The following is a 25,781-nucleotide window of genomic DNA, read 5'->3' as shown; positions in this document are numbered from 1 at the left end:
CCTCAGACGCCACGGTCCGGCGCGCTCATGTCCCCGGTCGCGGGCGTGCCGTCGGCGAGACCGTAGCGCAGGTAGACGGTGCCCTTCGGGTTCGCCACCGGCGGTTCGAGGAGGGTGACGTTCGTGGGCACCGCGCCACCGTCGAAGACCTTCTTCCCGACCCCCAACATGATCGGGTGCACCCACAGGTCGATCCGGTCGAACAGCTTCTCCCGCCACAGGGTCTGCACCAGGTTGAGGCTCCCGACGACCTTGACGTGCTCGTGCCGGTCCCGGATCTCCCGCACCGCGCCGGCCAGATCCGCGCCGAGCTTCGTGGACCCCGCCCAGGACAGATCGGGCCGACCGCGCGACGCCACGTACTTCGGGATGCGGTTGAAGAGGGTGGCGATCGCGTTGTCCGCACCGCCCTCCTGGTGCGGCCAGTAGGCGGCGAAGATGTCGTACGTCCGCCGGCCGAGCAGGAGGGCGTCGGTGCCCTCGTACGCCTGGTAGACCTGCGCGCCGGTGACCTCGTCCAGCAGGGGCGCCTGCCAGCCGCCGAACGGGAAGCCCACCGGGTCCTCGTCCGGGCCGCCCGGCGACTGCCCGACGAGGTCGAGGGTGGTGAACAGCTCGATGTGAATGCGCCCCATGCCGTGACTCCCGTGAGTTGATCGCCTCAGTCGCACGGTAGACCGCCCCACTCCCCCGAACTCATCGCGCTCGGCGCGCGGCGGATCTGACCGGAAGCAGACCCACCTTGCCCCGGTTGCCCCGCTGTTGCCGCTCCACGACGGTCCGAGCGGACCGGCTTGGTGCGCAACCGCCCCGCTGAGAGCGCCCGCGTACCACAATCCGCCGCAAACGCCGGGGGCCATGCCCCAAATGGGTCGCGTGGGTGGATCACGCCGTTTCGCGTCTTCACCGAGGTGGCGGCCGACGTCTTGATCGACTCCACTTCGGCGAGGTGGCGCTATCCGCCCCCGCTCGACCCCGTCACTTCGGCGGACTGGAGTCGATCAAGCGCGAGGTTCTCGCTTATCGGGAGCGCTTTCCCACCTTCTGGACGAATGGGCTACTTGGTACGGGGTGACCGGGGCGGTTACGGCTGTTCGGGGAGTTGGGCGAGGAAGGTGCGCCACGTTGACGGAGTGAAGGTGAGCGTCGGGCCCGAGGGGTCCTTGGAGTCGCGTACGGCGACGACGCCGGGAAGGACGTCGGCGACCTCGACGCAGTTGCCGCCGCTCGCCCCGCTCCGGGTGGACTTGCGCCACCTGACGTCACTGAGGTCCATGCTGGTTCTCCACTTCCTTCAACAGGTCGATGGACTGCCGGCGCGGCAGAGCCTCATTTCGCACGCTCTCCCACCGCGCGTGGAGCGTAGCCACCTCATCGTCCTTGTCGACCACGTCACCGCCAAGCTGATTCTCCAGGTGCCCCACCCACTGCCCGTCACTCGACCGTGCCAACGCGAACGGGCCGGACAGCCCGACGTGCAGACCGCTGTCCCACGGAATGACGAGTATGTGCACGTGCGGCAGGTCGGTGAGCGCGATCAGATGGGCGATCTGCTGGGGCATGACCCCGCTAATCCCGTCACCGCCTCGACGTAGCGCTCCTTCGTCGATCACCGCGACGAACTGCGGTGGGCGCTCCCCGGTCAGGATCTTCTGCCGGTCCAGCCGCGCCGACGTGCGCTGCTCCACCTCCTCGTCGGTGAGGCTGTCGACCGTTCGGAGCACGCCGCGCGCGTAGTGCTCGATTTGCAGGAGTCCCGGGATCAGGTTCGGCTCGAAGTAGCGGAGTTGGGTCGCTCCGCGTTCGGCGTCGAGCCACGGCCGGAACCACGACGGCGTGCCCAGCTCGGCCGCCAGCCGTTCGAAGAGCCCGCCGTTGCGCACGGCCCGGTCCGCGCCCCGGATGAAGTCGACCGTGAGCGCGCGGGTCCCACTCTCCACGGCGCTGACGTGCGACGCGCTGAAGCCGGCGTGTTTGCCGAACGCTTCCTGGGTCAGGCCCGCCGCGCCCCGGGCCCGGCGGATCTCGGCAACGATGAAGCCCGCGACGGGCCCCGGCACCTCGGCCATCCAGTGCGCTCCAAACCAGAGATCGGCAATCCACGGCTCCACGCCGCAGCGAACGCTTCTCCCAACGCTCGCCGGACCAACGGCGGCCCTTCCGACCGTAGTGCCTCCACAGCAGAGTGTCACCGACGCCATGCCAAGAAATGGGAGGACGCGGTGCGCGAGGAGACACCACATGTCCCGTACGGCCATCGGGCCTGCGGTCCGGACTGGGTCTGCGAACAGTGCGGACGGGACTGGCCCTGCCCGATGTTGCGGTCCATCCCGACGGACGCCGCGCGCCGGGCGACGCTGCTGCCGGAGTTCTCCCGGATCACCCGCCACGCGATCCGTGACCTGCGGGGGCGGCCGGGCGGCCCGGACCCGGTGGCGATCGTCCGCCGCTTCCTGTGATTCCTCTCGCTGAGCGACGAGGAGGCCCGCGCCGTTGCGCTGAGGCTGCGATGACCGGCGGCGACACGACGGGCGGCGACAACGGGCATCGTCCCGTACGCCCGATCTGGCTCTGCCGCCTGGACGGTACGCACTGGCCGTGCCAGCCGGCGCGGGCCGCTATGCTGCGCGACTACGACGGCGACATGGTGGGCCTGGCCGTCTACCTGGCCGGGATGCTGCACGACGCGGTCGGTGACCTGTACGCGCTGAACCCGCACGACGTTCCGGAGCCGGCCGTCCTGTGGGACCGCTTCCTGGCGTGGCTCGACCGGTCCCGCCGCCCGTCGCCGCTACCGCGGGCGGCCCGTAGCCGCTACCCGGCGGCGAGTTGCTGGGTCAGCCGGTCCAGGCCGTCCCGGATCAGCTTGCCGTACCCGTCGTCGCCGAGCGCGTCGATGCCCGCCTCGGCCTGCCGCAGGTGCTCGCGGGCCCGGTCGAGGTCGCCGAGCCTGCGGTGACACTCGGCCAGATTGAGGTGCAGCGACGGATAGAGCCCGGCCACCGACAGCGGCACCCCCGACTCGGCGACCCGGGCGTCGGTGAGTCGGTCGGCCGCCGCCAGCGCGCGCTCGTCCCAGAGCAGTTCCTGGCGGACGTCGTCCTGCACGTCGGCCATCGCGTGGGCGAGGACGCAGACGTGCAGCGCGTCGCCCCGCTCCCCGCCGATCTCGTCCCACACCTGGGCGAACAGGTCCCGCGCGGCGGCACGCTCGCCCTGCTGGTGGTGCAACTGCACGCCCTCGTTGATACGGGTGAGCGTGGCGTCGAAGGTCATCGGCACATGCTAACGGGCGGCGGCGGCCCGGCGGACCGCCGCGTCCGGCGGCACGCCGGTGGCGCGAACAGCGCCGATCGCCCCCCGACCAGCGTGATCGGCACCCCACCGGGAACCAGGTGGCCGGGCCGGACGACTATCTCTACATGGCGTGTGAGCAGTGGCGGGAGATCCTGTCGGCCCAGTTGGACGGTGAGGCGTCCCGGGCGGAGACCGAGGCGGCCGAGGCGCACCTGAGCGGCTGTGCCGGGTGCCGACGCTGGTTCGACTCGGCCGCGGCGGTCAACCGGCGAGCCCGTACCCAACTCGCCCCGCAGGTGCCCGACCTGGTCGCGTCCGTACTGGCCGCCGCGCCGCCGCCCCGGCGGAGCCGCCGCCGGCAGCTGGCGCTGGGGCTGCGCGCGGCGCTCGGCCTGCTCGGGGCCGTGCAACTGGTGCTCGGCCTGGCGCAGATCGGCCGGGAGGCGGTGGTCGCGCACGCGCACACCACCGGCCAGCACCTGTGGCACGAGTCGGCGGCGTGGAACGTGGCCGTCGGCGCCGGCTTCCTCTACGTCGCGCTGCGCCGGTCCACCCCGTCCGGGCTGCTGCCGATGCTCAGCGCGTTCGTCGTCACGCTCGTACTGCTGTCGGTGAACGACCTGATCACCGGGCAGGTGGCGGTGACCCGGCTGGTCAGCCACGGTTTCCTGCTGGTCGGTTGGGCGGTGATGCTGGTGCTGTCCCGGCCCGGCTGGCGGCCCGGCGACACGCCGCCCGACCAGCGGTCGTCCGGGTCGCGCTGGGCGCTGCGCACCGAGGAGCCACCCGCGCCGGCCCCGCTGCGGTTGGTGCCGCCCGGCCCGTACACCGCACAGGCCCACGACCGCCGCGCCGCCTGACGTACCCCGCCCCACCCGCCCTTGCTGCGCTTTCACGGAAAGAGTGGCTATTCCGCGCGGAATAGCCACTCTTTCCGTGAATCAGCGCTCGGCTCGTGCGGGTGACGCTGGCTCAGCGGGCGCGGCGGTCCCGGGTGTCGGTGGTCCAGGCCGACACCAGGTCCTCGCGGGCGCGGGCGACCCGGGACCTGATGGTGCCGACCGGGCAGCCGCACACCTCGGCGGCCTCGGCGTAGGACAGGCCGAGCACCTGGGTGGCGACGAACGCCTCCCGCCGGTCCGGCGCCAGCCCGGCGATGAGCCCGCGCAGCGCCACGCTGTCGTCCCCGCCGGCGGTCACCGCCCCGGCCGCCTCGGCGGCGGCCTGCCAGTCGGGAAGCGCGGCCACCCGGGGGCGTACGGTCGCGGCCCGCACCTGGTCCACGGCGACCCGGCGGGCGATGGTGAAGATCCAGGTCCGGGCCGAGGAACGGCCGGCGAAGCCGGGCAGGCTGCGCAGCGCACGCAGGAATGTCTCCTGGGCGAGGTCGTCGGCCTCCGCCGGCCCGGCCAGGTGGGCGAGGAACCGCCACACCGGGCCCTGGAGCGCCCGGACGAACGCCGCGGCGGCCTGCTGGTCGCCCTGCCCGGCGAGGTGCGCCCACCGGGTCACCTGCTCGTCGTCGGCGTCCAGGCTCATCCGCGGCTCGCCCGCCGCTCCGACACGATCATGTCGGACGGTACGGATGCGGGCGTCGTTCGGTTCATCCCTGGCGTCCTCTCCGTCACCCCGCCGCCGACCGCGACGATCGGTGACCCCGAGGTTGGTCGGCCGGCGGGCGGGAAAAGTTCCGGCGCACCCTCAGCCGTCGACGGCGACCGTGACCGGGCCGACCCGCAGGACGCCGTCGGTGAGCGGCTCGCAGCGCACGCCGGCCCGCCGCCGCAGCGCCTTCCAGGTGCCTGGCGCGACCACCACGTCCAGCCAGGCGCACGGCGGCGCGGCCCGGTGCACCCGCAGGCTGACCGGCCCGTCGCCGGAGTCGAGGATGAGCACCCGGCCGACCATCTCGTCCACCGCGATGCCGCTGGTCAGCACGTTGCGGCGGAGTTCGGTCAGGTCGGCGCCGGGCGGCAGTGACTCCTGCGCGATGAGCGTGACGCTCGCCGTGCGGTGTGCCGCCCGACCGAAATAGCGGTCACCGACGACGCCCAGGCCGGCGCGTACGCGCACCCGGTCGACAAGTTCGCCGGGCGGTGCCGGGGCGGGTCCGTCCGCCGGCCGGCCCACGTAGCGGTGCACCGGCGAGGCCAGCAGCTGCACGATCCGGGCCATGGCGACGTGTGCCGTGCTCAGGTGGGCTGCGGGGTGAGCAGGTAGTCGCCGTCGTCCGGGCTCCACCGCAGCTCCACCGCCCCGTCGGTCGCGGCGGCCTTGCAGAACTGGAGGAAGCTGCGGTAGCCGAGTTTCTTCTCGCTGAAGTCGGGCCGGGCGCGCCGGAGCTGGTCCTTCAGGCCGGACAGCGCCACCGCGCCGCCCTCGCCGGTCAGGTCCACCACCACGGATCGGAGCAGCCCGAACGCGACCTCCCGGTCACCCCGCTCGGGCAACGACACCTCCGGGTCGCCCTTGGCCGGGCCGGCGGCCAACTCCACCACGTTGGAGGCGGCCAGGTGCCGCAGCAGCTCACCGAAGGTACGGAAGCCGTAGTCGGACTCGCTGAACGTCGGGTCCTTGCGGAGCAGGGCACGCTTCAGGCCGGACGCGGTGACCTCGCCGCTGGAGCTGCCCTGCATGCCGGCCACGGTCTGCACGAGCAGGACCGCGAGCGTGTCGACGTCGCGCGCCGACTCGTCCTCGGCCGGGGCGGTCTCCACCGGCGGCTCCGGCGCCGGCTCCACCGGCGACGGCCCGGCCGGCCGGGACGGGCGCGTGCGGCGGGCCGCGGGCGGCGGCACGTCGACCCCTTCGAGGCGGTCGTAGTAGAGGAACTCGTCGCAGGCCGGCGGCAGCAGCGCCGAGGTCGACTTCTCCACCCCGACACCGATCACCCGCTTGTTGAGTTCGCGCAGCTTGTGCACGAGCGGGGTGAAGTCGCTGTCACCGGTGCAGATCACGAACGTCGAGATGTAGCCACGCTCGAAGGCCAACTCGACCGCGTCCACGGCCATCTTGATGTCGGCGGCGTTCTTGCGCGAGAAGCCCATCCGCTGCGGGATCTCGATCAACTCGACGTGCGAGCGGGTGAGCATCCGCCGGTCCTCGTCGAAGTACGACCAGTCGGCGTACGCCCGGCGCACCACCACCCGGCCACGTTCGGCGAGGGCGTCGGCGATCGGACGGAAGTCGAACGGCCGACCGCCGTGATGGTCCCGTACGCCCAGCGCCAGGTTCTCGTAGTCGAGGAACAGCGCGATCCGGTCTTCCTGATCCACCCGGTCAGCCTAGCCGGGTCAGGTGGTCACGCCGGTCACCGCCGCCGCTCGTCGCGGTAGACGGTCTCCCGGCGGGCCACCCGCTGGACGGCGTAGCTGGCCACCAGCAGCAGCAGGGCGAGCACCACCTCGACGCCGGCGACCGTGCCGGTGGCGACGGTGAGTGCGAGCAGCAGCAGGATCAACGCGACCACGGCCAGGAGGCCCGCCAGCAGTAGGCGCCTGCGCCGCCGCGCCGACCGGTCCTCGCCGCCTGCGCTCACCCTGCCCGCCTCTCGCCGGCGTCCTGGGTCGAGCCTAGGCGCTGCCCGGCCCGCCGGTGGCGATACGCCCCGACCCCCGCCGACCCATGGCGCGGCCCGGCCGACACGTCATCGGGCCGACCGCCGGCGGCGGTCGGCCCGATGCGAGACGGGCGAGGATCAGTGGATCGGCACCGGCATCGGCCGCTGCTCCTCCCCCGGCTCGCCGTCGAGCAGGTGCGACGGCTCGCGCCGGCGGGGCAGGAGGGCGGCGGGGATGAAGGTGAGCAGCACCAGGCCGAACGCCACCCAGAACGTGGTGGCAAAGGAGCTGGCCGCGAAGTCGAGGCCGCGCTCGATCAGCGACGGCGGCACCGGGAACTGCTGTGCCAGCTCGGGCTGCTGCTGCACGGCGATGGCGAGCTGCGCCTCGGTGACCGGGGCGCCGCTGCCCGGATCGGTCACGCCGGGGATCGGCCGCGAGCCGTTCAGCTCGCTGGTGAGGATCACCGACATCACCGCCGCGCCGACCGAGCCGCCGATCTGCTGGAGGATGTTGACGAGCGTCGACCCGCGAGCCACCTCCGCGGCCTGAAGCGTCTTCAGCGCCGAGGTCATGATCGGCATCATGGTGCCGCCCATGCCGAGGCCCATCACGAACAGCGAACCGCAGAGCAGCAGGTAGGACGTGTCGGTGCCGAGCTGGGTGAAGGTGAAGAACCCAGCCGCGAGGAGGACCAGCGCGAACGGCACCGTCCGGCCGACGGGCACCCGGTCGGCGAGCATGCCGGCGATCGGCATGGTGATCATCGCACCGATGCCCTGCGGCGCCATCAGCAGGCCGGCGGTGAGCGTGGTCTCGCCGCGGATCTGCAGGAAGTAGCTCGGGAACAGCAGGCCCGCGCCCATGAACGCGATGATGAAGACGAACAGCGTGAGCGCGGCGACAGTGAGGTTGCGGTTGCGGAACAGCCGCAGGTCGAGCAGCGGGTGCCGGGGCCGGAACGAGTAGCGGACGAAGGCGACCACGAGCGCGGCGCCGACGGCCATGGGCAACCAGACCTCGGGGTCGGTGACCGTGCCGGCCTCCGGCAGCGAGGAGACGCCGTAGAGGAACAGCGCCAGGCCCGGCGAGAGCATCAGCATGCCGAGGAAGTCGAACGACTCCGACGGCTCGGGAGCGTCCTTCGGCAGCGCCAGCTGGGCGTAGACCAGCGCGACCACGCCGATCGGCAGGTTGATCAGGAAGATCCAGTGCCAGCTCGCGGTGTCGATCAGCCAGCCGCCGAGGATCGGACCGCCGATTGGGCCGAGCAGCATCGGGATGCCGAGCACGGCCATCAGCCGACCGATCCGGTGCGGGCCGGCGGCCCGGGTCATGATGGTCATGCCCAGCGGCATGAGCATGCCGCCGCCGAGGCCCTGGACGACGCGCCAGGCGATCAGCTCACCGATGGAGTCGGCCGTGGCGCACAGCCCGGAGCCGATGGTGAACAGCGCCAACGCCACCATGTAGAGGCGTTTGGTGCCGAACCGGTCCGCGGCCCACCCGCTGAGCGGGATCACCGTCGCCAGCGCGAGGGTGTAGCCGGTCATGGTCCAGGCGACGCGCGCGTACGAGGCGTCGAACTCGCTCTGGAACGTCGGGATGGCCACGCTGACGACGGTCACGTCGAGGATCGACATGATCGCACCGAGCACGACGACGCCGGCCACCTTGAGCACCGCGGCGTCGAGTTTGTTCGATGTCGCGACGGGTTGCTGGGTCACAGACAATCTCCTGGTTCCGGTCCGGTCCGAGGGGCCGTGGCGGCGCCGCGCGCCATGGGGCGCACGGACGGACGTGAGGCGGGGACGACGTTCGGCGGAAAGCCTAGCCACGGGCTGCGACATCGCGCGGCCCGTTTCGCCGAGAGGCGAACGACCGCGCAGCCGCCGACCGGCCTCCGCGCCCCGCGCGCGGCCCGCTTTCCGGCGCGCGTACCGCACTTCGCCAAGCGGAAAGCACCGATGCGACCCGTTTCGTCGGCCGTTGCGGCACACCGAGGCGGCACCACTCACCGTGACGAAGGTCATGCCCCCGTCGAGCCCTCCCCCGCCCGAATCAACGGCAGCCGGGACCGCAAGCGAGCACTCCGCCGAAGTGGCAGCGTCCGCCACCGACCACAACCCCATTCCCCCAAGCCAGCGCCGCAACAACAAGCCCACACCAGTCCGTCCCCCACCCGCCCCCTTCCCTGCTCCCCTGCTCCCCTGCTCCCCTGCTCCCCTGCTCCCCTGCTCCCCTGCTCCCCTGCTCCCCTGCTGATCATGAAGTTGGCCACTGGGAGAGCGCTCCCCACCGCCGCTAACTTCATGATCGACGCCCTCCCTCCGGCTGCGGGCTGGCCGTCGGGGCGACGTCTCCGCGTGATCAAGGCGTTTGCGTCGGAGCTGGGTCCCCCGATGACGCGAACTCCTTGATCGCTCGCCCCCTGAGCCCGGGACGGGCACCGTCCGCCTCGACCAGCCGTCATCTCCCCGAGGTCCAGACCAGATCGCACCGGAGCAGACCAGCCCGGGGTGGACCGGGGAGCGGAGCAGACCGGGAGCGGAGCAGACCGGGAGCGGAGCAGACCGGGAGCGGCGGAAGGGCCCTCAGGAAGGGGCCGGAGCGGAAGACGTCATCAGTGCCACCTCGGCCGTGCGCGAGCGGTCGATCCGGGCGGCGAGGTCGCGTACCCGCTCGCTGGTGCCGGCGGCCACCTGCGCGCGGGCCAGAGCCGCGGCGGTGCGCTGGTGCGCGGCGAGCACCTCGCGTAGCACCCGGTCGAAGCCGGTGGCCGGGGCGGCCCGCAGCCGGGCCAGGCCGGCGACGGCGTCGCTGTGCCCGGAGTGGTCGTGCCGGGCGGCGGCGGCCGACGCGGACGGACCGGCCTCGCGCAGCCAGCCGCGCATGGTGGCCAGCTCGTCGGTCTCGGTGGCCCGGACGGCGGCGATCAGCGTACGGAGTTGGGGGTCGATGGCCCGGTCGAGGCCGAGCCCGACGATCTCCAGGGTCTGTTCGGTGTGCGCCACCATCATGGCGAGGAACAACGCGTCGATTCCGCTGGTCTCGGCGGCACCCGCCGACGTCGACGGCGCGCCGACGGGTGTCGCCGGCGCACCCCCGCACCCGCCCAGAGCGAGCACCACCCCCACCAGAAGAGCCGACCCCGCACGCCGGGCCGAGCGCTGATTCACGGAAAGAGTGGTTGTTCCGCGTGACATGACCACTCTTTCCGTGAAAGTGCAGCAGGCAACAGAGGGTGGGGGCGGTGTCAGAGCTGCTGCCACAGGGCGGGCACGTTCGGGGGTTCCCAACCGGCGATCGCGGTGTGCGCCTGGCGACAGCGGTAGCTGCGGCCGGCGTAGGTCACCGTGTCACCGACCTGGTACGTCCTGCCGGCGGCCCAGGTGCCGCCGGGCGCCGGCGTGGCGCTGGCGGTCGGGGTGGGGGTGGGCGGCGGCGTGGCGGTGCGGGTCGGTGACGGGGTCGGGGTGGGTGACGGTGACGGGTTGCCGCCGCCGATCTGGAGGTCGACGCAGGAGTAGAACGCGTTCGCGGTGTCGGAGATGTTCCAGACCGCGAGCAGCTTCTGCCGGCCGGAGAAGCCGCCCAGGTTGACGGTGTGGGACACGGTGGCGTCGGGTTGGCGGCCACCGCCGTCGACGACCGCGACCCGGGTGTTGCCGATCCAGTATTCCCAGTTGGCGGTGGCGTGGCGGGCGGTGTTGATCCAGGTGAACGTCACCGTGCCGCCGACCGCGGTGGCCGGCCAGTTGCGGCTGTCGTCGTTGAGCACCGCGAATCCGGCGATGTTGGCGTGGCAGTTCTTCAGGCCCTTGGGTCCTTCGACGCTCTGCGGCTCGTACCGGATCTGGCCGCAGTCGGGCACCCGGTTCTGCGCGCAGAGCGCCTGGCGGCTGGGCGGCGAGGAGACGTAGCCGTGGGCCTGCGCGGGTGCGGCCAGCGCCAGCGTCGCGGTGACGGCACCGGTGGTGAGCAGCGGGAGGGTGATTCTTCGGCGCATGGTGGCAACTCCTTCGGGGGGTACGGAAGGTGTCACGAACATAAATTAAACCTTGTTAACAGTAAAGACTCCTGTCTATAAATTAAGCCTTGAGAGCTTCGCCTCGCGCGTGTGATCCTGATCAGCGCGTGGAGCCGATCGTCGTTCCTGGGCACCCGGGCGCCGGTAGGCATCCGGGAGGACGGCGGCACCGACCCGGGAACCCGCCTCTCGAAGGACACCCCCATGTGGAGATCCCTGCCCCACGTACGCCGCTGGACCGCGTACGCGGCCAGTCTGCTGCTCGCCACCACCGCGCTCGCCACCGTCGAGGCGCCCGCCGCCGGCGCCGCCGCCGACCCGGTCGCGGTGACCGTGAACGCCCGCGCCGGGCTGGCCACCGTGCCGGACACCGCGCTCGGCGTCAACCACGCCATCTGGGACGCCAAACTCGGCAGCGCCGAGACGTCCGACCTGCTCAAGGCCGCCGGTGTGCGGATGTTGCGCTACCCCGGCGGCTCGTACGCCGACATCTACCACTGGAAGACGCACACCGCGCCCGGCGGCTACGTCGCGCCGGACACCGACTTCGACACGTTCATGGCCGGCGCGCGCCGGGTCGGCGCCCAGCCGATGATCATCGCCAACTACGGCACCGGGACGCCCGCCGAGGCGGCCGACTGGGTGCGCTACGCCAACGTCACCAAGGGCTACGGCGCGAAGTGGTGGACCGTCGGCAACGAGAACTACGGCAACGGCCACTACGGGTCGGCCTGGGAGGCCGACGACCACGCCGACAAGAGCGCCACCCAGTACGCCAAGCTGGTGATCGAGTACGCCGACGCGATGAAGGCGGTCGACCCGAGCGTCAAGGTGGGCGCGGTGCTGACCATGCCCGGCAACTGGCCCGACGGGATCACCGCCGGCGCCGATCCGGGACCGTGGAACCAGACCGTGCTCTCCCTCGCCGGCCCGAAGATCGACTTCGTGGACGTGCACTGGTACCCGGGCGGCACCGCCGCCGAGTCGCTGACCCGCACCAACCAGCTCCCCGACGCCGCCTGGCTGCTGCGCCAGCAGATCTCCCGGTACGCGGGCCCGGACTCCGACCGGATCGGGATCAGCCTCACCGAGCTGAACGTCGACGCCGGCCGGAACACCCAGCCCGGCGCGCTGTTCCTCGCCGACGCCTACAGCGGCCTGCTGGAACAGGGCGTCTTCACGGTGCAGTGGTGGAACGTGCACAACGGCCTCGGCACCGTCTCCGAGGTGGCCGGGCAGACCGACTACGGCGACTTCGGGCTGCTGTCGAGCGGCAACTGCACGAGCGACGGCGACGTCTGCGAGCCGCCGTTCAACACGCCGTTCGCGCCCTACCACGCGCTGTCCATGATGAACCTGTTCGCCCGCCCCGGCGATCAGTTCGTCCGCGCCGGCACCGACCAGCCGCTTGTCGCCGCGCACGCGGTACGCCGACCCGACGGCAGCCTGGCGGTCCAGTTGCTCAACAAGGACCCGGACACCGCGTACCCGGTGGCGGTCGACTATGCCGGGTTCACCCCGGCGGACGAGGCGCCCACCGTGCACACGCTCACCAACGGCGCGACCGGGGTGAGCACCGACCGTTCCGGCAGCGCCACCACCCGGACGCTTCCGCCGTACTCCCTGACCACGCTCGTGCTGCGACCGGCCGGCGGCACGGCCGGGCGGCCGACCGCGCCGGGGCGGCCGACGGCGAGCGCGGTGACCGACCGCGCGGCGACCATCTCCTGGCCGGCGGCGACCGCGGGCGCCGCGCCGATCGCGAAGTACGAGGTGTACCGGCAGTTCGGCGCGGTGAGCGAGCAGCTCGGGGAGACCGCCGGCACCTCGTTCACCGTACGCAACCTCGAACCGGGCGCCCGCTACACGGTCAACGTGCTCGCCCGGGACACCGCCGGTCGGGTGTCCTGGTCGTCGCCGCCGTTGACGTTCGCCACCGGCAGCCCGGCCGACAGCGGCTGCGCGGTCCGCTTCCACAACGACAGCGACTGGGGCAACGGCTACGTGGCCACCGTCGACGTGGTGAACACGGGCCCGGACGAGATCGACGGCTGGACGCTGACCTGGACCTGGCCGACCGGTTGGCAGCAGGTGAGCAGCGGCTGGAACGCCACCTGGGCCCAGACCGGCCGGGAGGTCCGGGTGACCCCGACCGCCGACAACCGCCGGCTCGCGGCCGACGGCGGGAGCACGAGCGCCGGTTTCGTCGGGGCGTACAGCGGGCCGAACGTACCGCCGGGCGTGTTCCGGCTCAACGGCATGGTCTGCACCGTGCGCGGCTGAGCCGGGCCTCAGCCCCGGCCGGACGGTCGGAGCCGGGCGTCGGCCGTCGTCGGGACCTTCACGGTCCGGCGGCGGCCGGCGCGGCGCGGCGCGGGCACCACGTGCGGGCGCGGCGGTTCGGCCGGCGGCGGTGCCGGCTGCCGGGACGGCTCGACCGGTCGCGGCAGCGCGGCCAGGATCAGCGCGAGCAGGAGCACCGCGACGACGGCGTCGAGCCAGTAGTGGTTGCCGGTGCCGACGACCACGAGCATGGTGACGAGCGGGTGGGCCAGCCAGAGCCAGCGCCAGCGCCCGGCGGTGACCGCCATCAGGGCCAGCGCCACCGCCACCGCCCAGCCCACGTGCAGCGAGGGCATCGCCGCGTACTGGTTGCTGAGCTGGTCGGCCTCGGGCGGGCCGTAGACGGTCGGGCCGTACCGGCGGCCGGTGTCCACCAGGTGGGTGAGCGCGGTCAGCCGGGGCGGCGCGAGCGGTACGCAGACGTGCAGCACGAACGCCGCGGCGGTCAGCGCCGCGAGGGCCCGCCGGAGCCGGAGGTAGTGCGCCGGCCGGCGCAGGTAGAGCCAGATCAGGCAGAGCACGGTGGCCGGGAAGTGCACGTAGGCGTAGTAGCTGTTGGCCAGCCGCACCAGCAGTTCGTGCGCCAGCAGCGGCGCCTGCACGAGCGCCTCGTTCGGCAGGTGCAGCAGCCGCTCCAGCCACCAGATCCGCTCGCCGTTGGCGAGCGCGGTGCCGGCCCGGCCGGCGACCAGTTGCCGGCCCACCTTGTAGGCGAGGAAGAGCACCGCGACGAGCGTCAGCTCGCGGGCCGCCCGGCGCAGTGCGCCTCCCCGTGTGGACGCGCCCTGGCTGGTCTGCACCCGCTCCTCCTTCACCTGGTCCGCCCGCCGGCCGGCACGCACGCACCAGGGCCGCCGCCGTGGTCGGCGACGGCCCTGGGGTACGGGCTCAGCGGCGGGCGTGTTCCTCCCGGCCGGCCGGGTCAGCACCCACCCCGTCGAACGCGGGCGCCCCGTCGACCGCGTCGGCGCCCACCGCCACCGATCGGCCGACGTCCGGAAGATCGAGGCTGGAGCGAAGAGTAACGGGGCGAAGCAACAGCGCCGCAACGACACCGACGACGGCGATCGCGGCCGAGATGAGGAAGATGTGACCGGTGGCGTCCCCGTACGCGGCCCGGACGATCTGTCGTACCGGCTCGGGCAGCGCGTCGAGGTTCAACGTGCTGCTGCCACCGCTGCCGGAGGCGGGGATGCCGGCCGCGGCGAGATCGCGGGTGATCCGGTCGGTGACCTGCCGGGCCAGGATCGCACCGAGCACCGACACGCCGATGGTGCCGCCGAGCGAGCGGAAGAAGGCGACGCTGGCGCTGGCCGCGCCGATGTCCTTGAGCGCGACCGTGTTCTGCACCGCGAGCACCAGGTTCTGCATGGTCATGCCGACGCCGACGCCGACGACGAACATGGCCACCCCGACGATCACCAGGGAGGTCTGGTGGTCGATGGTGCCCAGCAGCGCGAAGCCGGCGACGAGCACGATCGAGCCGAACACGATGTACGGCTTGATCTTTCCACTTGAGGTGATCATCCGGCCGGCGACGATCGAGGAGATCAGCACGCCACCCATCATCGGGATGGTGAGCAGGCCGGCCTCGGTCGGGCTGTAGCCGCGGCCGATCTGGAAGTACTGGCCGAGGAAGACCGCGCCGCCGAACATGGCCATGCCGACCGCGAGGCTGCCGAGGATCGCGAGCGCGGTGGTGCGTTCCCGGACGATCGCCAGCGGGACCACCGGCTCGGCGGCCCGCGCCTCGACCCAGACGGCCAACGCGAGCAGCAGCACCGCGCCGCCGACCATGGCGCCGGTCTGCCAGGAGAGCCAGGCGAACGAGCCGTCGACGAAGGAGATCCAGATCAGCAGCACGCTGACCCCGGCCGCGATGAGCGTGGCGCCCAGATAGTCAATCTTGACGTTCTGCCGGCGGACGGTGGGCAGGTTGAGCGTGATCTGGAGCAGGAACAGCGCGATGATCGCGACCGGCACGCCGACGAAGAAGCACCAGCGCCAGCCGAGCCAGGAGGTGTCGACGATGAGGCCGCCGAGCAGCGGGCCGCCCACCGTGGCGAGCGCCATGACACCGCCCAGGTAGCCGTTGTAGCGGCCCCGCTCGCGCGGCGGGATCATGGCCGCGATGGCGACCTGGACCAGCGCCTGGAGGCCGCCGACGCCGATGCCCTGGAAGGCCCGGGCGCCGATGAGCTGGCCGGCGCTCCGCGAGAAGCCGGCCGCGACGGAGCCGACCAGGAAGACCACGATGGCGACCTGGATCAACAGTTTCTTGTTGAACAGGTCGGCCAGCTTGCCCCAGATCGGGGTGGTCGCCGTGGCGGTGAGCAGGGTGGCGGTGACCACCCAGGTGTACTGCGTCTGCGAGCCGTTCAGCGCCCCGATGATCTTCGGCAGGGCGGTCGAGACGACGGTGCTGCTCAGCATGGCCACGAAGAGCACCAGCAGCAGCCCGCTGAGTGCCTCCAGCGTCTGCCGCCGGCTCATCGGCGCGGCCTCGGCCGTCGCGGTGGGTGCGCTCATCGCGCGTCCTCCAGGTGTGTCGGTTAGGGTGGCCGCTTGGTTGCCCCAAGCAATCATCAGCAAATGTTGCCCATGAGGCAAGTTTGCCCATTGAGAAAAGGATCACGTACGCTGGCCGGCATGGAGGAGTGCACCGGCCTGCGCGAGCGGAAGAAGGCGGCCACCCGCCTGGCGCTGCACGAGGCGGCCCTGCGCCTGGCCGTCGAGCACGGCCCCGACCGGGTCACCGTCGAGGCCATCGCCGACGCCGTCAACGTCTCCCGACGCACGTTCTCCAACTACTTCTCCGGCAAGGAGGAGGCCCTCTTCCACGGCGACACGCTGCGGCTGCGCCGGATGCTGGCGCTCGTCGCGGAGCAGCCGGCCGAGCTGCCGCCCTGGACCGCGCTGACCCGGGCCGCCGTGGCCGAGGCCGACGAGAGCCACGACGACCCGGCCGAGCCCTGGCTGGCCCGGCGCCGGCAGTTGCACGGCCACCCGAGCCTGATCGCCCACCAGGTCGGCGCGTACGCGGCGATCGAGCGGGACCTGTCCACGGAGATCGCCCGCCGGCTCACCGGCCCGGACGCGCCGTTGCGGGCGCGCATCCTGGCCGCCACGTTCCTGGCCACCCTCCGCGTCGCCGCCCAGCAGTGGATCGAGCACCCGGACATGCCCCTGCGCGACGTGCTGCGCGACGTCCTCGCCCACGCCACGCCGGCGACCGGCTGAGCCGCCGCGTCACGCCGGCTGGGCGCGCGCGAGCCGCGCGTAGACGATGACGTTGTCGCGGTAGCTGTCCCGCTTCCGGTCGAACTCACCGCCGCACGTGATCAGGCGCAGCGCGGCGTGATCGGTCGGGCCGTAGACGTCGTCGCTGGGAAACCGGTCCTTCGGGTGCTGCTCGACCCGGGTGACGACGAACGTGGCGGTGCTGCCGTCACGCCGCCGCACCGCCAGCGGGGTGTCCGGACGCAGGCGGGCCAGGTCGAAGAAGGAGCCCTCGCGCCCCTTCCAGTTCACGTGTCCGGCCAGCACCGCCGGCCCGAGAGAGCCCGGCGTCGGGGCCCGGGTGAACCAGCCGACGTCGGTCGCGCTGTCCGGCACCTGCATCGCGCCGTCCGGCCGCAGTCCGAGCGGGACGATCGGCGCGTCCACCCCCAGGCTCGGGATGCCGATGCGCACCGGCGGGGACGAGGCCATCAACGGCCCGCTGGTCAGCACACCCGCACGCCCGGCGGGGGGCGGCGCCGGAGCCGGGCTCGTCGCCGCCGGGACCGTAACCCGCGGCGGGCGGTCGTTCCCACCGGACACCGTCAGGCCGACGGCGACCGCGGCGGCGACGGCGAGCAGGGCCGCCCCCGCCGCGAGCGCGGTGCGCTGACGGCGGGGGCCGGTGGCCGTACGATTCTCCGGGTTGTCCACGGCCGGCTCAGCCCTGCCGGCCGACGCGACGCCGCGCGACGACCAGGCCGGCCGCCCCGAGCAGGGCCAGTCCGCCCGCGGCGTACATGCCCATCGGGGTCGGCTCGGTGCTGCCGTCGCCGGTGGCCACCCCGCCGGCCGGTACGGAGCCCGCGGCGGCGCCGCTGACCATGCCGCAGGTGGCCGGGTCGGTGGCCTCCTCCGGGATGCCGTTCACGCCGACCGACTTGGCGAACGTGGACTCGCCGAGCGCCTCCATGTCGTACTTGCCGTTGCGGTTGGCGTCGATGCCGTGCTGCACCAGGTGCAGGTCCTTGAGGTGGTCGATGGTGCCGGCCGGAAGCTCGGCGGCCTTGATGACCCGGTCGTAGGTCAGCTTGCCCTGGGCGTCCGCCTTGGGCATCCGGTCCACCGCCAGGCCACTGGCCCGGGTGGTGTCACCGGCGGTGGTGAGCGAGATGAAGATGTCGCCGTACATCTTCAGGCCCTCCTCGGTGCTGACGTAGCCGTCGCCGTCGGCGTCGGCGGACTTGTCCGGGCAGTGGAAGTCCATGCCGTTCACCGCGCCGTGGATGTGCTGCGCGTGCGGGGAGTTCGGGGTCATCCCGGTGGAGGTGATCCGCACCCGCAGGTCGCCGCCGTCGGTCGTGGTCAGCGTGGCGGTGCCGCGGGCCCCGGTCTCGTTGAGGTCGAGCAGGGCCACCCGGACGCTCTCGTCGGCGTGCGCCACCCCGGGGAAGCCGAGGACGAGCGCCGCCGCCGGCAGCGCCAGCAGGGTTCGGGACAGTTTCACGGTTTCTCCTCGTCGCCGGTCCCGGCACCGGCGCCGGGACGTGTCAGGCATTCGGAGCGGCGCGGCGACCGGATGGGTCGCGGCTCACGCGGGCCGGCGGAAGCTCGCCAGCACCACCCGGTGGACCTCCTGCTCCGCCGACCAGCGGTCGTCGGCGGTGACCCAGACCAGCCGGTGCCGGCTGCCGGCCCCGGTGCCGTTGGCGACCAGGCGGCGGGCGTGCAGCCGGCCGTCGGGTCCGTCCCACGTGTACTCCCACTCGGCCGCGCCGCCCGGCCGGATCACCGGGCCGATGCTGACCCGCTCGTATCCGGGCAGCCCGCCGGCGGCGCGCAGCCGTTCGGCCTCGCGCCGCCACAGCCCGCTCGGGTCCGCTGCCCGGCCACCGGCGACCTGCACCCCCAGCACCCGGGTGCCGGCCGGGTCGCGCAGGCAGACCACCGCGCCGTCGACGTCGCGCGTCCAGCCGGCCGGCAGGCCGACGGCGAAGCCGACCCGGTCCCGGTGCCACACCCACCCGGTCGGCAGCCGGCCACCACCAGCCGGCGCCCGACCGGCGGTCACCGGCGTCGGCGCGGACGGCCGACTGAGACACGGCGCGCCCGGCACCGCCGGCGCGGCACCCGCCCCGGCCGCCGCCGGGCTCGTCCCGGCCGGCGTCGGACCCGTCCCGGCGGGCGCGGGGCCGGGCGGCACGGGTCCGGCCGCCGTCGGAAACGGACCACCCCCGACGCCGTCGCGCCACTCGCCGAGCGCGGTCCGCACGCCGGCGACCGCCACCCCACCGGCCGTCGCCAGCGCCACCACCACGGCGGCCAGGGTGGCCGCGGAACGCCATCCGGTACGCCGGTCCGACCCGCCGCTCGGCACGCGCAGCGGCAGGACGTCGAGCCCCGGTACGACGGGAGTCCGGCGGACACCGTGACCACCCGCCGGCAGAGCCTGGGTGACCTCCGCCCCCGACGGCAGCGGTCCCGTGGTCTCCGCTGTCCGCGGCGGTCCCGTGGTCTCCGGTGCCGGCAGCGCCTGCGTCACGTCGGCGCCGGGTGGCGACGCCGGTGGCGTGACCCGCGACCGGTCCGCCCCCTCGACGGACCGGGAGGGTGGGCGGAGCCGGCCGAACCCGCGCCGGCCGTCGAGGCCGGCGACCCGGCGCAGCATCCGGGCCGCCTCCCCCGCGGTCAGCCGCTGCCGCTCGTCCCGGGCGAGCAGACCGGCGACGACCGGAGCCAGCGGGCCGGCGCGACGCATCCGGTCCGGTGGCTCGGTCGCCATCGCCAGCAACGTGGCCATGGTGCCGTCCCGGCGGTACGGTGGCCGTCCCTCGACCGCGGTGTAGAGCGTGGCACCCAACGCCCACAGGTCGGTGCCGGGTGAGGAGACGCCCCGGCGGACCCGCTCCGGCGCCACGTACTGCGGGGTGGCGGTGATCCCCCACGACCGGCTCAACGCCGCCGCCCCCTCCACCGCCGCCACGCCGAAGTCGCCGAGCAGCACCTGCCCGTCTGCGGTGACCAGCACGTTGCGCGGAGTGACGTCCCGGTGAAGCACCCCGGCCCGGTGCGCCGCACGCAGCGCCTCCACCAGTTCGGCCCCGATACGGGCCACCGACCGGGGCGGCAGCGGGCCGTCGTCGGTGACGATCCGGTGCAGCGACCGGGACGGGACGTACTGCATGACGATCCAGGGCCGGCCGTCGGCGGTGATGACGTCGTGGACGCGTACCACGTTGGGGTGGTCCAGGCGGGCGGCGGCCCGCGCCTCGCGCAGCGTGCTGTCGTGCAACTCGGCGGTCTCCGGCGGCGACGCGCCGGCCCGCGGAAGCACCTCCTTGACCGCGACGTCGCGGTCGAGCAACTCGTCCCGGGCCAGCCACACCCGCCCCATGCCGCCCTGGCCGACGCAGCGCACCAGCCGGTACCGCCCCACGCGTTCGAGATGGTCCGTCACAACTGGTGATTCGGCGCCGCCCCGGCTGCGGATGGGTGGCCTGACCACCGAATTCGGGACGGCCTCTGAGCTGGGCTGACACACTCGGCCGGTGGGCGGCGACCGGTGGCGTAAGGGCCTCGGACCCGCAGCCGAGGTCGCCCCGGCCACCCGGGTGGACAAGTTCGAGGTCTTCTTCGACCTCGTCTTCGTGGTGTCCTTCTTCCTCATCACCCGGGCCACCGCCGCCAACCTGACGCTGCGGGAACTGCTGCACGCGCTGCTGGTGCTCGCCGTGCTCTGGTGGTGCTGGGTGGTGCACAGCGCGGTGGCCGCCCGGCTGCGGCTGGGCGAGGGCTTCGTACCGATCCTCATGGTGGTCGGCATGGTCGCGCTGTTCACGTTCGCGCTGGCCCTGCCACAGACCTTCGGCGACCTGCGCAACGGCGCCGCCGGCCCGATCCTGGTCGCGGTCAGCTACGTGGTGATCCGGGTCGTGCACACGTCGCTGTACTGGTACGCCACCCGTGGCGACCCACCGGCCCGACACAAGGTGTGGCTGTTCCTGCCCGAGCTGGTGCTCTCGACCTGCCTGTTGCTGGTGGCCGCGTTGCTGCCGCCACACGTCGACCCGCAGAACGGGCCGTGGCTGCGCGACGGGCTGTGGATCGCCGTCGTCGCGGTGCAGTACAGCAGCGGGCTGCTGGCCGGCACCGACGGCTGGCGGATCGCCTCGGCCGAGCACTGGACCGAACGCTACGACCTGATCCTGATCATCGCGCTGGGCGAGTCGGTCATCGCGGTCGGGGTCGGTGGCAACCTGCTCGGCAAGACGGTGACCTGGCCGGCCATCCCGGCGGCGATCTTCGGCATCCTGTTCACCGCCGCGTTGTGGTGGGCCCACTTCGACATGATCGGGCCGGCGGCGCGGATCGCGCTGCACACCGCCGAGGGCCATCCCCGGGTGGCGATGGCCCGCGACGCGTACGCCTATCTCTACCTGCCGATGATCGCCGGGGTGATCCTGTTCGCGATCGGCGCGGAGGAGCTGGTCCGCACCGTCACCGACCCGTCGGGCGGGGCGGCGGAGCGGGGCCACGGACCGGCCGCGCCGCTGCTCTTCGCCGGCGTGATGGTCTACCTCGCCGCCAACATGGCGTTCCAGTGGCGCACGCTGGGCACCCTGTCGTGGACCCGGGTCGGCACGCTCGTCGCGCTCGCGATCGCGCTGCCCGTGGGCCGGCACCTGCCGGCGCTCGGCGCGCTCGGACTGCTCACCACGATCTGCGTGGCGCTCGTCGCGGTCGAGCTGGTCGTCTACGCGGACGCCCGGACCGCGCTACGGCGGATGGTGCACCAGGAGCGGGTCAGCGGCGAGCAGCGCGAGGCCGCCTGGCGGGCCCGGTGGCGCGAGGATGGGACGGAGTGACCCATTACTTGACAGAGGCCCTAGAGTCTCCGCGTGATCGAGATCGTCACCGAGGTCGACCTGTCCCATCCGTCGGCCCGGATCTGGCAGGCGTTGACCGAACGGTCGCTGCTGGCCAAGTGGTTCGCCGAGAGCACATCGGAGGACGACCGCTGGGTGCTGGCGACCGCGGGGCTGTCCGGCTACCAGGCCGACACCGAGGTCGAGGTGGTCGAGCTACGCGTCGCCCAACGGCTGGTCGTACGGTGCCGGGAAGCCGGTCGGGCCACCCGTCTGGCCTGCGACCTGGTCCCCACCGCGCACGGCACCCGACTCTCCGTGCGAGAGGTCCTGGAGGAGGGCGACTGGGACGCCGAGGCCCGCGCCGCGCAGCACGGGCAGGCGGTGACCGGACGGCTACCGGCGATCCTCGACTGGCTCGCGTTCCAGGAGGTCGACCTGCGCCGCGCCGAGGGCGGGCTGACCGCGGAACTGCCTGTGGTCCGGCTGTCCGGCGACAAGCGACGCCGGTCCCGGCGGCGGGTGCTGCTGGCCGTCGCCACGGTGGTGCTGCTCGGCGCCGCCACCGCAGCGGCGCTGTGGGCGAACCGGGACACCCCGGCCGCGTCCGAGGCGCCGCCGCCGTCACCGCCGCCGCTTGTCCTGCCCTCCACCACGGCCAGCGCGTCGCCCCGGCCCACGACCGCCCGGCCCACGCCGAGCGCCAGCCGTCGCAGCGCCTCGCCGTCGCCGTCGGCGTCCCCCTCCACCAGCCGTACGCCGAGCCCGACGCCGCCGGCCGCCCTTCCGCTGGCCGCGACCTACCAGACCGTCACCGACCGGGTGTTCGGCTATCGCGGCGAGGTCGTGCTGCGCAACCCGGGCCAGGTCCCACGCCCGGAGTGGACGGTGACGGTGACCATCGGCGACAACGCCACCGTGGGTTCGGTGGAGGGTGCCGAGGCGGCGCAGGACGGCACCGTGGTCACGTTCACCGGCGCCGAACTGCCGCCCGACGGGTCGGTCACCATCCGCTTCGACATCCGCGACCCGGACCCGCTGCACAACGCCCCCGCCGCCTGCGCCACCGACAACACCCCCTGCGCCACCCCCTGACCCACCGCCCGCAGCAGCGACACCGGGCCATCGTCGTCCACCCGCCCGGCAATCGGTTGATCGCCGGGCGTCTTTCTTAAGAATTTCCCCCATTGAGCCCCTGGGAGCGCTCCCGTAACATACCTGACGCGGCTGTTAACGTTCACAACACAATCATCCCCGCGAATGCACCGGCCGCCACCACCACAGGAGGAAGCGTTATGCCTAGATTTAGGGCCGCCAATGTCGGCCTGGCGTCGGCCGGCGCCGTGCTGCTGGCCACGACCGGAGTCGTCGCGGCGCTGCCGGCCGGGGCCGCGGCTGCCGGCTGCTCGGTGAAGTACACCGTGACGGCACAGTGGGGCGGCGGCTTCGGCGCCGACGTCGCCATCACCAACCTCGGCGACTCACTGTCCAACTGGACACTCACCTGGAACTACGGCGCCGGACAAACCGTCACCCAGGCCTGGAACGCCACCGTCACCCAGAGCGGCGCCGCCGTCACCGCCAAGAACGTCAGCTACAACGGCTCGATCCCCACCAACGGCACCACCTCGTTCGGCTTCAACGGTGCCTGGAACAGCAGCAACCCCGCCCCCACCAGCTTCACCCTCAACGGGGTCACCTGCACCGGCGGCACCACCAACCCCACCACGTCACCGACCAGCTCACCCACCACGTCGCCGACGAACTCGCCCACGCCGCCGCCGACGACCACGCCGCCGCCGAACAACACGTGCAGTCTGCCGACGTCGTACCGCTGGTCGTCGACCGGCGCGCTGGCGCAGCCGAAGTCCGGCTGGGTGTCGCTGAAGGACTTCACCGTGGTGCCCTACAACGGTAAGCACCTGGTCTACGCCACCACGCACAACACCGGCTCGTCGTGGGGCTCGATGAACTTCAGCCCGTTCACCAACTGGTCCGACATGGCCTCGGCCAGCCAGAACGGCATGAACCAGGGCACCGTCGCACCCACCCTGTTCTACTTCGCCCCGCGCAACATCTGGGTGCTCGCCTACCAGTGGGGCGGCACGGCGTTCTCCTACAAGACCTCGTCCGACCCGACCAACCCCAACGGCTGGTCCTCGGCACAACCCCTGTTCACCGGCAGCATCTCCGGCTCCGGCACCGGCCCGATCGACCAGACGCTGATCGCCGACGACCAGAACATGTACCTGTTCTTCGCCGGCGACAACGGCAAGATCTACCGCGCCAGCATGCCGATCGGGAACTTCCCCGGCAACTTCGGCTCCAACTACACCACCATCATGAGCGACAGCACGAACAACCTGTTCGAAGCCGTCCAGGTCTACAAACTCCAAGGACAGACCCGCTACCTCATGATCGTCGAAGCCATCGGCTCCCAGGGCCGCTACTTCCGCTCCTTCACCGCCACCAGCCTGGGCGGCTCCTGGACCCCCAACGCCACCAGCGAGAGCAACCCCTTCGCCGGCAAGGCCAACAGCGGCGCCACCTGGACCAACGACATCAGCCACGGCGAACTCATCCGCACCACCGCCGACCAGACCTTCACCGTCGACCCCTGCAACCTCCAACTCCTCTACCAGGGCCGCTCCCCCAACTCCGGCGGCGACTACGGCCTCCTGCCCTACCGCCCGGGCCTGCTCACCCTCCAGCGCTGAGGCACGGAGAGAAAGAGGTCATGAGAAGACTGCTCACCCTCTGACGGAGGGACGCACAGGGGCGGGGGCGGCCAATCCGGCCGCCCCGCCTCGTTTGCGCCGGTCAGGCGTACGTCTCGAACTCGCCGACCCTCGGCGTACCGCTGGAGCTGTTGATCTTGAAGTTGATCTTCTTCAGTGAGGTGGCGGCGAAGCTGATGGCGCCAGCGCCGCTGCCGGCGGCCAACACGGCCCCGGTGTCGTTGTTGACCAGCTGCCAGGAACCGATCGAACCCTGGGTACCGGACGGCTCCCGGATCACCACCCGGGACACCCGGGTGGCCGAGCCCCATTTGATCGAGATGGTGCCGGTCGAACCGGACGGCGACCACCAGGTGCCGAGGTTGCCGTCACGCACGTTGCCGTAGCTGGTGCCGCTGGCCTTGCTGGAGCCGTCCGCGCCGGCGCCGGAGACGAGGCTCAGGTTGGTCCCGCCGGACGGCGGCGGCGTGGTCGTCGGCGGCGGCGTGGTCGGCGCGGGCGTGGTCGGCCCCGGCGTGGTCGGCGGCGGGGACTGCGGCGTGCAGTTGCCGTCGGACACCCGCAGACCGGTGTTCGCGCCGGCGGTCTGCCGCACGATGTCCGGCACGCAGCTCGCCCCGTCGAGACGGTACGAGTAGGGGATGCCGACGGTGGTGTTGGACGTCGGGTTCGGCCCCGCCGGGTAGTTCTCGTCGCCAGTGGCGGACCAGGTCACGTTGTCGAAGATGTTGCCGCTGACCTGCCAGGACCCGCGCTCGTTGGTGTAGAAGGTGCCGAGTACGTCCTTCGAGTTGCGGAAGTAGTTGTTCTCCACCTTCGCCTTCGCCCCGGCCCGGGAGTTGATGCCCGACTCGTGCAGGCTCACATAGTGATTGTTGTAGATGTGGGCGGTGCCGCCGCGCAGCAGCGGCGTACGGGAGTCGATGTTCTCGTAGAGGTTGTGGTCGAACGTGATGAAGCTGTTCGAGCGGTCGCTCTCACTCGACCCGATCAGCCCGCCGCGACCGGAATTACGCAGGATGCTGTAGGACAGGGTGACGTACTGGGTGTCGTTCTTCATGTCGAACAGGCCGTCGAAGCCCTCCGACTCCCCACCCGACGCCTCAAGCGTCACGTGGTCCACCCAGATGTTGCGGACAGTGCTCTCCATGCCGATGGCGTCACCGCCGTTGGAGGTCGGCGAGCCCGACTTCTTGACGTTCCGCACGGTCACGTTCTGGATGATGATGTTGCGCGACTCGCGGATGTGGATGCCGAGCTGATCGAAGACGGCGCCGCCGCCCACCCCGATGATGGTGACGTTGCTGATCTGCTTCAGCTCGATCACGCCGGCCGCCGTGTTGCAGCTCGAACCGGAGACCTTCGCGGTGTTGCCGTGGTTGATGGTGCCGCTGACCTCGATGATGATCGGGGTGCTGCTGCTGGCCCGGTTGCACAGGGCGGTGTGGATCGCGGTCCCGGTGGTGGCGCGTACCGTCTGCCCGCCCGCGCCGCCGGTGGTCCCGCCGTTCTGGGTCGCGTAGCCGGTGGCGACGCCGGCCGCCGCCGACGCCTCGGGTGTCGGCAGCGCCACCACCACCGCGGCTCCCACCGCCGCCGTTGCCATTGCGGCCTGTAGTCGCAGTGCGACTGGTCGTTTCATTTTCCGCCTCGCTTCGTATTCGGGCACGCCGGAACAGCCAGCTGTCGCCGAAAAGGGAAAGGTGAATTGCCGCGACGCGATCAGGCG

General features: G+C 72.3%; 24 protein-coding genes. 7 read left to right on the top strand and 17 right to left on the bottom strand.

Annotated features, from left to right (window positions below; translation table 11 throughout):
- Nucleotides 1-2: 2 nt before the first annotated feature.
- From O7613_RS09295 to O7613_RS09285, 3 genes are all read right to left on the bottom strand, one after another.
- Nucleotides 3-635 carry a dihydrofolate reductase family protein gene (locus tag O7613_RS09295; RefSeq protein ID WP_281589624.1) on the bottom strand — a complete coding sequence of 211 codons (633 nt, stop codon included), beginning with the start codon at nucleotides 633-635 and terminating at the stop codon, nucleotides 3-5.
- Nucleotides 636-1,084: 449 nt separating this feature from the next.
- A complete protein-coding gene (locus O7613_RS09290) occupies nucleotides 1,085-1,276 on the bottom strand; it encodes a DUF397 domain-containing protein (RefSeq protein WP_282293275.1) in 192 nt (63 codons plus the stop codon).
- The gene (locus O7613_RS09285; RefSeq protein ID WP_282293274.1) at nucleotides 1,263-2,069 is read right to left on the bottom strand and encodes a helix-turn-helix transcriptional regulator; all 807 of its coding nucleotides are present in this window, start codon (nucleotides 2,067-2,069) and stop codon (nucleotides 1,263-1,265) included. The genes O7613_RS09290 and O7613_RS09285 overlap by 14 nt, the downstream gene beginning before the upstream one ends.
- Before the next feature lie 153 nt (nucleotides 2,070-2,222).
- Here O7613_RS09285 and O7613_RS09280 point away from each other — a divergent pair, with 153 nt between their 5' ends.
- On the top strand, nucleotides 2,223-2,459 hold the full coding sequence (locus O7613_RS09280) for a hypothetical protein (RefSeq protein ID WP_282293273.1): 237 nt from the start codon (nucleotides 2,223-2,225) through the stop codon (nucleotides 2,457-2,459).
- A 355-nt stretch (nucleotides 2,460-2,814) separates the two neighbouring features.
- Here the strand turns inward: O7613_RS09280 and O7613_RS09275 are convergent, their stop codons facing one another.
- Nucleotides 2,815-3,276 (bottom strand): hypothetical protein, encoded by a 462-nt coding sequence (locus tag O7613_RS09275; protein WP_282293272.1) that lies wholly within the window; start codon nucleotides 3,274-3,276, stop codon nucleotides 2,815-2,817.
- A 146-nt stretch (nucleotides 3,277-3,422) separates the two neighbouring features.
- On the opposite strand from O7613_RS09275, the gene O7613_RS09270 reads away from it, so the two are divergent.
- Nucleotides 3,423-4,157, top strand: a complete 735-nt coding sequence (locus O7613_RS09270) for a zf-HC2 domain-containing protein (RefSeq protein WP_281590304.1) — start codon at nucleotides 3,423-3,425, stop codon at nucleotides 4,155-4,157.
- 112 nt (nucleotides 4,158-4,269) lie between these two features.
- Here the strand turns inward: O7613_RS09270 and O7613_RS09265 are convergent, their stop codons facing one another.
- The 7 genes from O7613_RS09265 to O7613_RS09235 all read right to left on the bottom strand — a co-directional run bounded on the left by O7613_RS09265 (nucleotide 4,270) and on the right by O7613_RS09235 (nucleotide 10,866).
- A complete protein-coding gene (locus tag O7613_RS09265) occupies nucleotides 4,270-4,836 on the bottom strand; it encodes a sigma-70 family RNA polymerase sigma factor (RefSeq protein WP_281589628.1) in 567 nt (188 codons plus the stop codon).
- Between the two features lie 162 nt (nucleotides 4,837-4,998).
- A complete protein-coding gene (locus tag O7613_RS09260) occupies nucleotides 4,999-5,472 on the bottom strand; it encodes a molybdenum cofactor biosysynthesis protein (RefSeq protein ID WP_282293271.1) in 474 nt (157 codons plus the stop codon).
- 17 nt (nucleotides 5,473-5,489) lie between these two features.
- Nucleotides 5,490-6,572: a PIN domain-containing protein gene (locus tag O7613_RS09255; protein WP_281589630.1), complete on the bottom strand. Its 1,083-nt coding sequence runs from the start codon at nucleotides 6,570-6,572 to the stop codon at nucleotides 5,490-5,492.
- A gap of 35 nt (nucleotides 6,573-6,607) precedes the next feature.
- Nucleotides 6,608-6,835 carry a hypothetical protein gene (locus O7613_RS09250; RefSeq protein ID WP_281589632.1) on the bottom strand — a complete coding sequence of 76 codons (228 nt, stop codon included), beginning with the start codon at nucleotides 6,833-6,835 and terminating at the stop codon, nucleotides 6,608-6,610.
- A gap of 159 nt (nucleotides 6,836-6,994) precedes the next feature.
- The gene (locus O7613_RS09245; protein ID WP_281589634.1) at nucleotides 6,995-8,584 is read right to left on the bottom strand and encodes a DHA2 family efflux MFS transporter permease subunit; all 1,590 of its coding nucleotides are present in this window, start codon (nucleotides 8,582-8,584) and stop codon (nucleotides 6,995-6,997) included.
- Nucleotides 8,585-9,451: 867 nt separating this feature from the next.
- The gene (locus O7613_RS09240) at nucleotides 9,452-10,063 is read right to left on the bottom strand and encodes a DUF305 domain-containing protein (RefSeq protein ID WP_282293268.1); all 612 of its coding nucleotides are present in this window, start codon (nucleotides 10,061-10,063) and stop codon (nucleotides 9,452-9,454) included.
- Between the two features lie 50 nt (nucleotides 10,064-10,113).
- Nucleotides 10,114-10,866: a lytic polysaccharide monooxygenase gene (locus O7613_RS09235; protein WP_281589637.1), complete on the bottom strand. Its 753-nt coding sequence runs from the start codon at nucleotides 10,864-10,866 to the stop codon at nucleotides 10,114-10,116.
- A 225-nt stretch (nucleotides 10,867-11,091) separates the two neighbouring features.
- On the opposite strand from O7613_RS09235, the gene O7613_RS09230 reads away from it, so the two are divergent.
- Nucleotides 11,092-13,170 carry a cellulose binding domain-containing protein gene (locus O7613_RS09230; protein WP_282293266.1) on the top strand — a complete coding sequence of 693 codons (2,079 nt, stop codon included), beginning with the start codon at nucleotides 11,092-11,094 and terminating at the stop codon, nucleotides 13,168-13,170.
- A gap of 8 nt (nucleotides 13,171-13,178) precedes the next feature.
- On the opposite strand, the gene O7613_RS09225 is transcribed toward O7613_RS09230, so the two are convergent.
- A complete protein-coding gene (locus O7613_RS09225; RefSeq protein WP_282293264.1) occupies nucleotides 13,179-14,030 on the bottom strand; it encodes a phosphatase PAP2 family protein in 852 nt (283 codons plus the stop codon).
- Nucleotides 14,031-14,118: 88 nt separating this feature from the next.
- On the bottom strand, nucleotides 14,119-15,759 hold the full coding sequence (locus O7613_RS09220; protein WP_281589643.1) for an MDR family MFS transporter: 1,641 nt from the start codon (nucleotides 15,757-15,759) through the stop codon (nucleotides 14,119-14,121).
- A 120-nt stretch (nucleotides 15,760-15,879) separates the two neighbouring features.
- Between O7613_RS09220 and O7613_RS09215 the strand changes: the two genes are divergently transcribed.
- A complete protein-coding gene (locus tag O7613_RS09215) occupies nucleotides 15,880-16,470 on the top strand; it encodes a TetR family transcriptional regulator (protein WP_282293261.1) in 591 nt (196 codons plus the stop codon).
- 9 nt (nucleotides 16,471-16,479) lie between these two features.
- On the opposite strand, the gene O7613_RS09210 is transcribed toward O7613_RS09215, so the two are convergent.
- The 3 genes from O7613_RS09210 to O7613_RS09200 form a co-directional block, all read right to left on the bottom strand.
- Nucleotides 16,480-17,163, bottom strand: coding sequence for a class F sortase (locus O7613_RS09210; RefSeq protein ID WP_282293259.1), 684 nt, complete (start codon nucleotides 17,161-17,163; stop codon nucleotides 16,480-16,482).
- A gap of 7 nt (nucleotides 17,164-17,170) precedes the next feature.
- Nucleotides 17,171-17,956: a hypothetical protein gene (locus O7613_RS09205; protein WP_281589648.1), complete on the bottom strand. Its 786-nt coding sequence runs from the start codon at nucleotides 17,954-17,956 to the stop codon at nucleotides 17,171-17,173.
- Nucleotides 17,957-18,040: 84 nt separating this feature from the next.
- Nucleotides 18,041-19,885: a serine/threonine-protein kinase gene (locus O7613_RS09200; RefSeq protein ID WP_282293257.1), complete on the bottom strand. Its 1,845-nt coding sequence runs from the start codon at nucleotides 19,883-19,885 to the stop codon at nucleotides 18,041-18,043.
- Nucleotides 19,886-19,997: 112 nt separating this feature from the next.
- On the opposite strand from O7613_RS09200, the gene O7613_RS09195 reads away from it, so the two are divergent.
- The 3 genes from O7613_RS09195 (at nucleotide 19,998) to O7613_RS09185 (ending at nucleotide 24,031) form a co-directional block, all read left to right on the top strand.
- Nucleotides 19,998-21,314, top strand: coding sequence for a low temperature requirement protein A (locus O7613_RS09195; protein ID WP_281589652.1), 1,317 nt, complete (start codon nucleotides 19,998-20,000; stop codon nucleotides 21,312-21,314).
- A gap of 33 nt (nucleotides 21,315-21,347) precedes the next feature.
- Entirely contained in the window at nucleotides 21,348-22,409 is a 1,062-nt protein-coding gene (locus O7613_RS09190; protein WP_281589654.1) for an SRPBCC domain-containing protein, read from the top strand.
- Between the two features lie 200 nt (nucleotides 22,410-22,609).
- Nucleotides 22,610-24,031, top strand: a complete 1,422-nt coding sequence (locus tag O7613_RS09185) for a non-reducing end alpha-L-arabinofuranosidase family hydrolase (protein ID WP_282293256.1) — start codon at nucleotides 22,610-22,612, stop codon at nucleotides 24,029-24,031.
- 103 nt (nucleotides 24,032-24,134) lie between these two features.
- On the opposite strand, the gene O7613_RS09180 is transcribed toward O7613_RS09185, so the two are convergent.
- Complete coding sequence (locus O7613_RS09180; protein WP_282293255.1) at nucleotides 24,135-25,694, bottom strand: polysaccharide lyase family 1 protein; 1,560 nt, start codon at nucleotides 25,692-25,694, stop codon at nucleotides 24,135-24,137.
- Nucleotides 25,695-25,781 lie beyond the last annotated feature (87 nt).

Source organism: Micromonospora sp. WMMD975 (genome assembly GCF_029581215.1).
Classification (GTDB): Bacteria; Actinomycetota; Actinomycetes; order Mycobacteriales; family Micromonosporaceae; genus Micromonospora.
The sequence above is the reverse complement of the archived record's forward strand: the minus strand, read 5'-3'. Positions and strand labels throughout refer to the sequence as shown.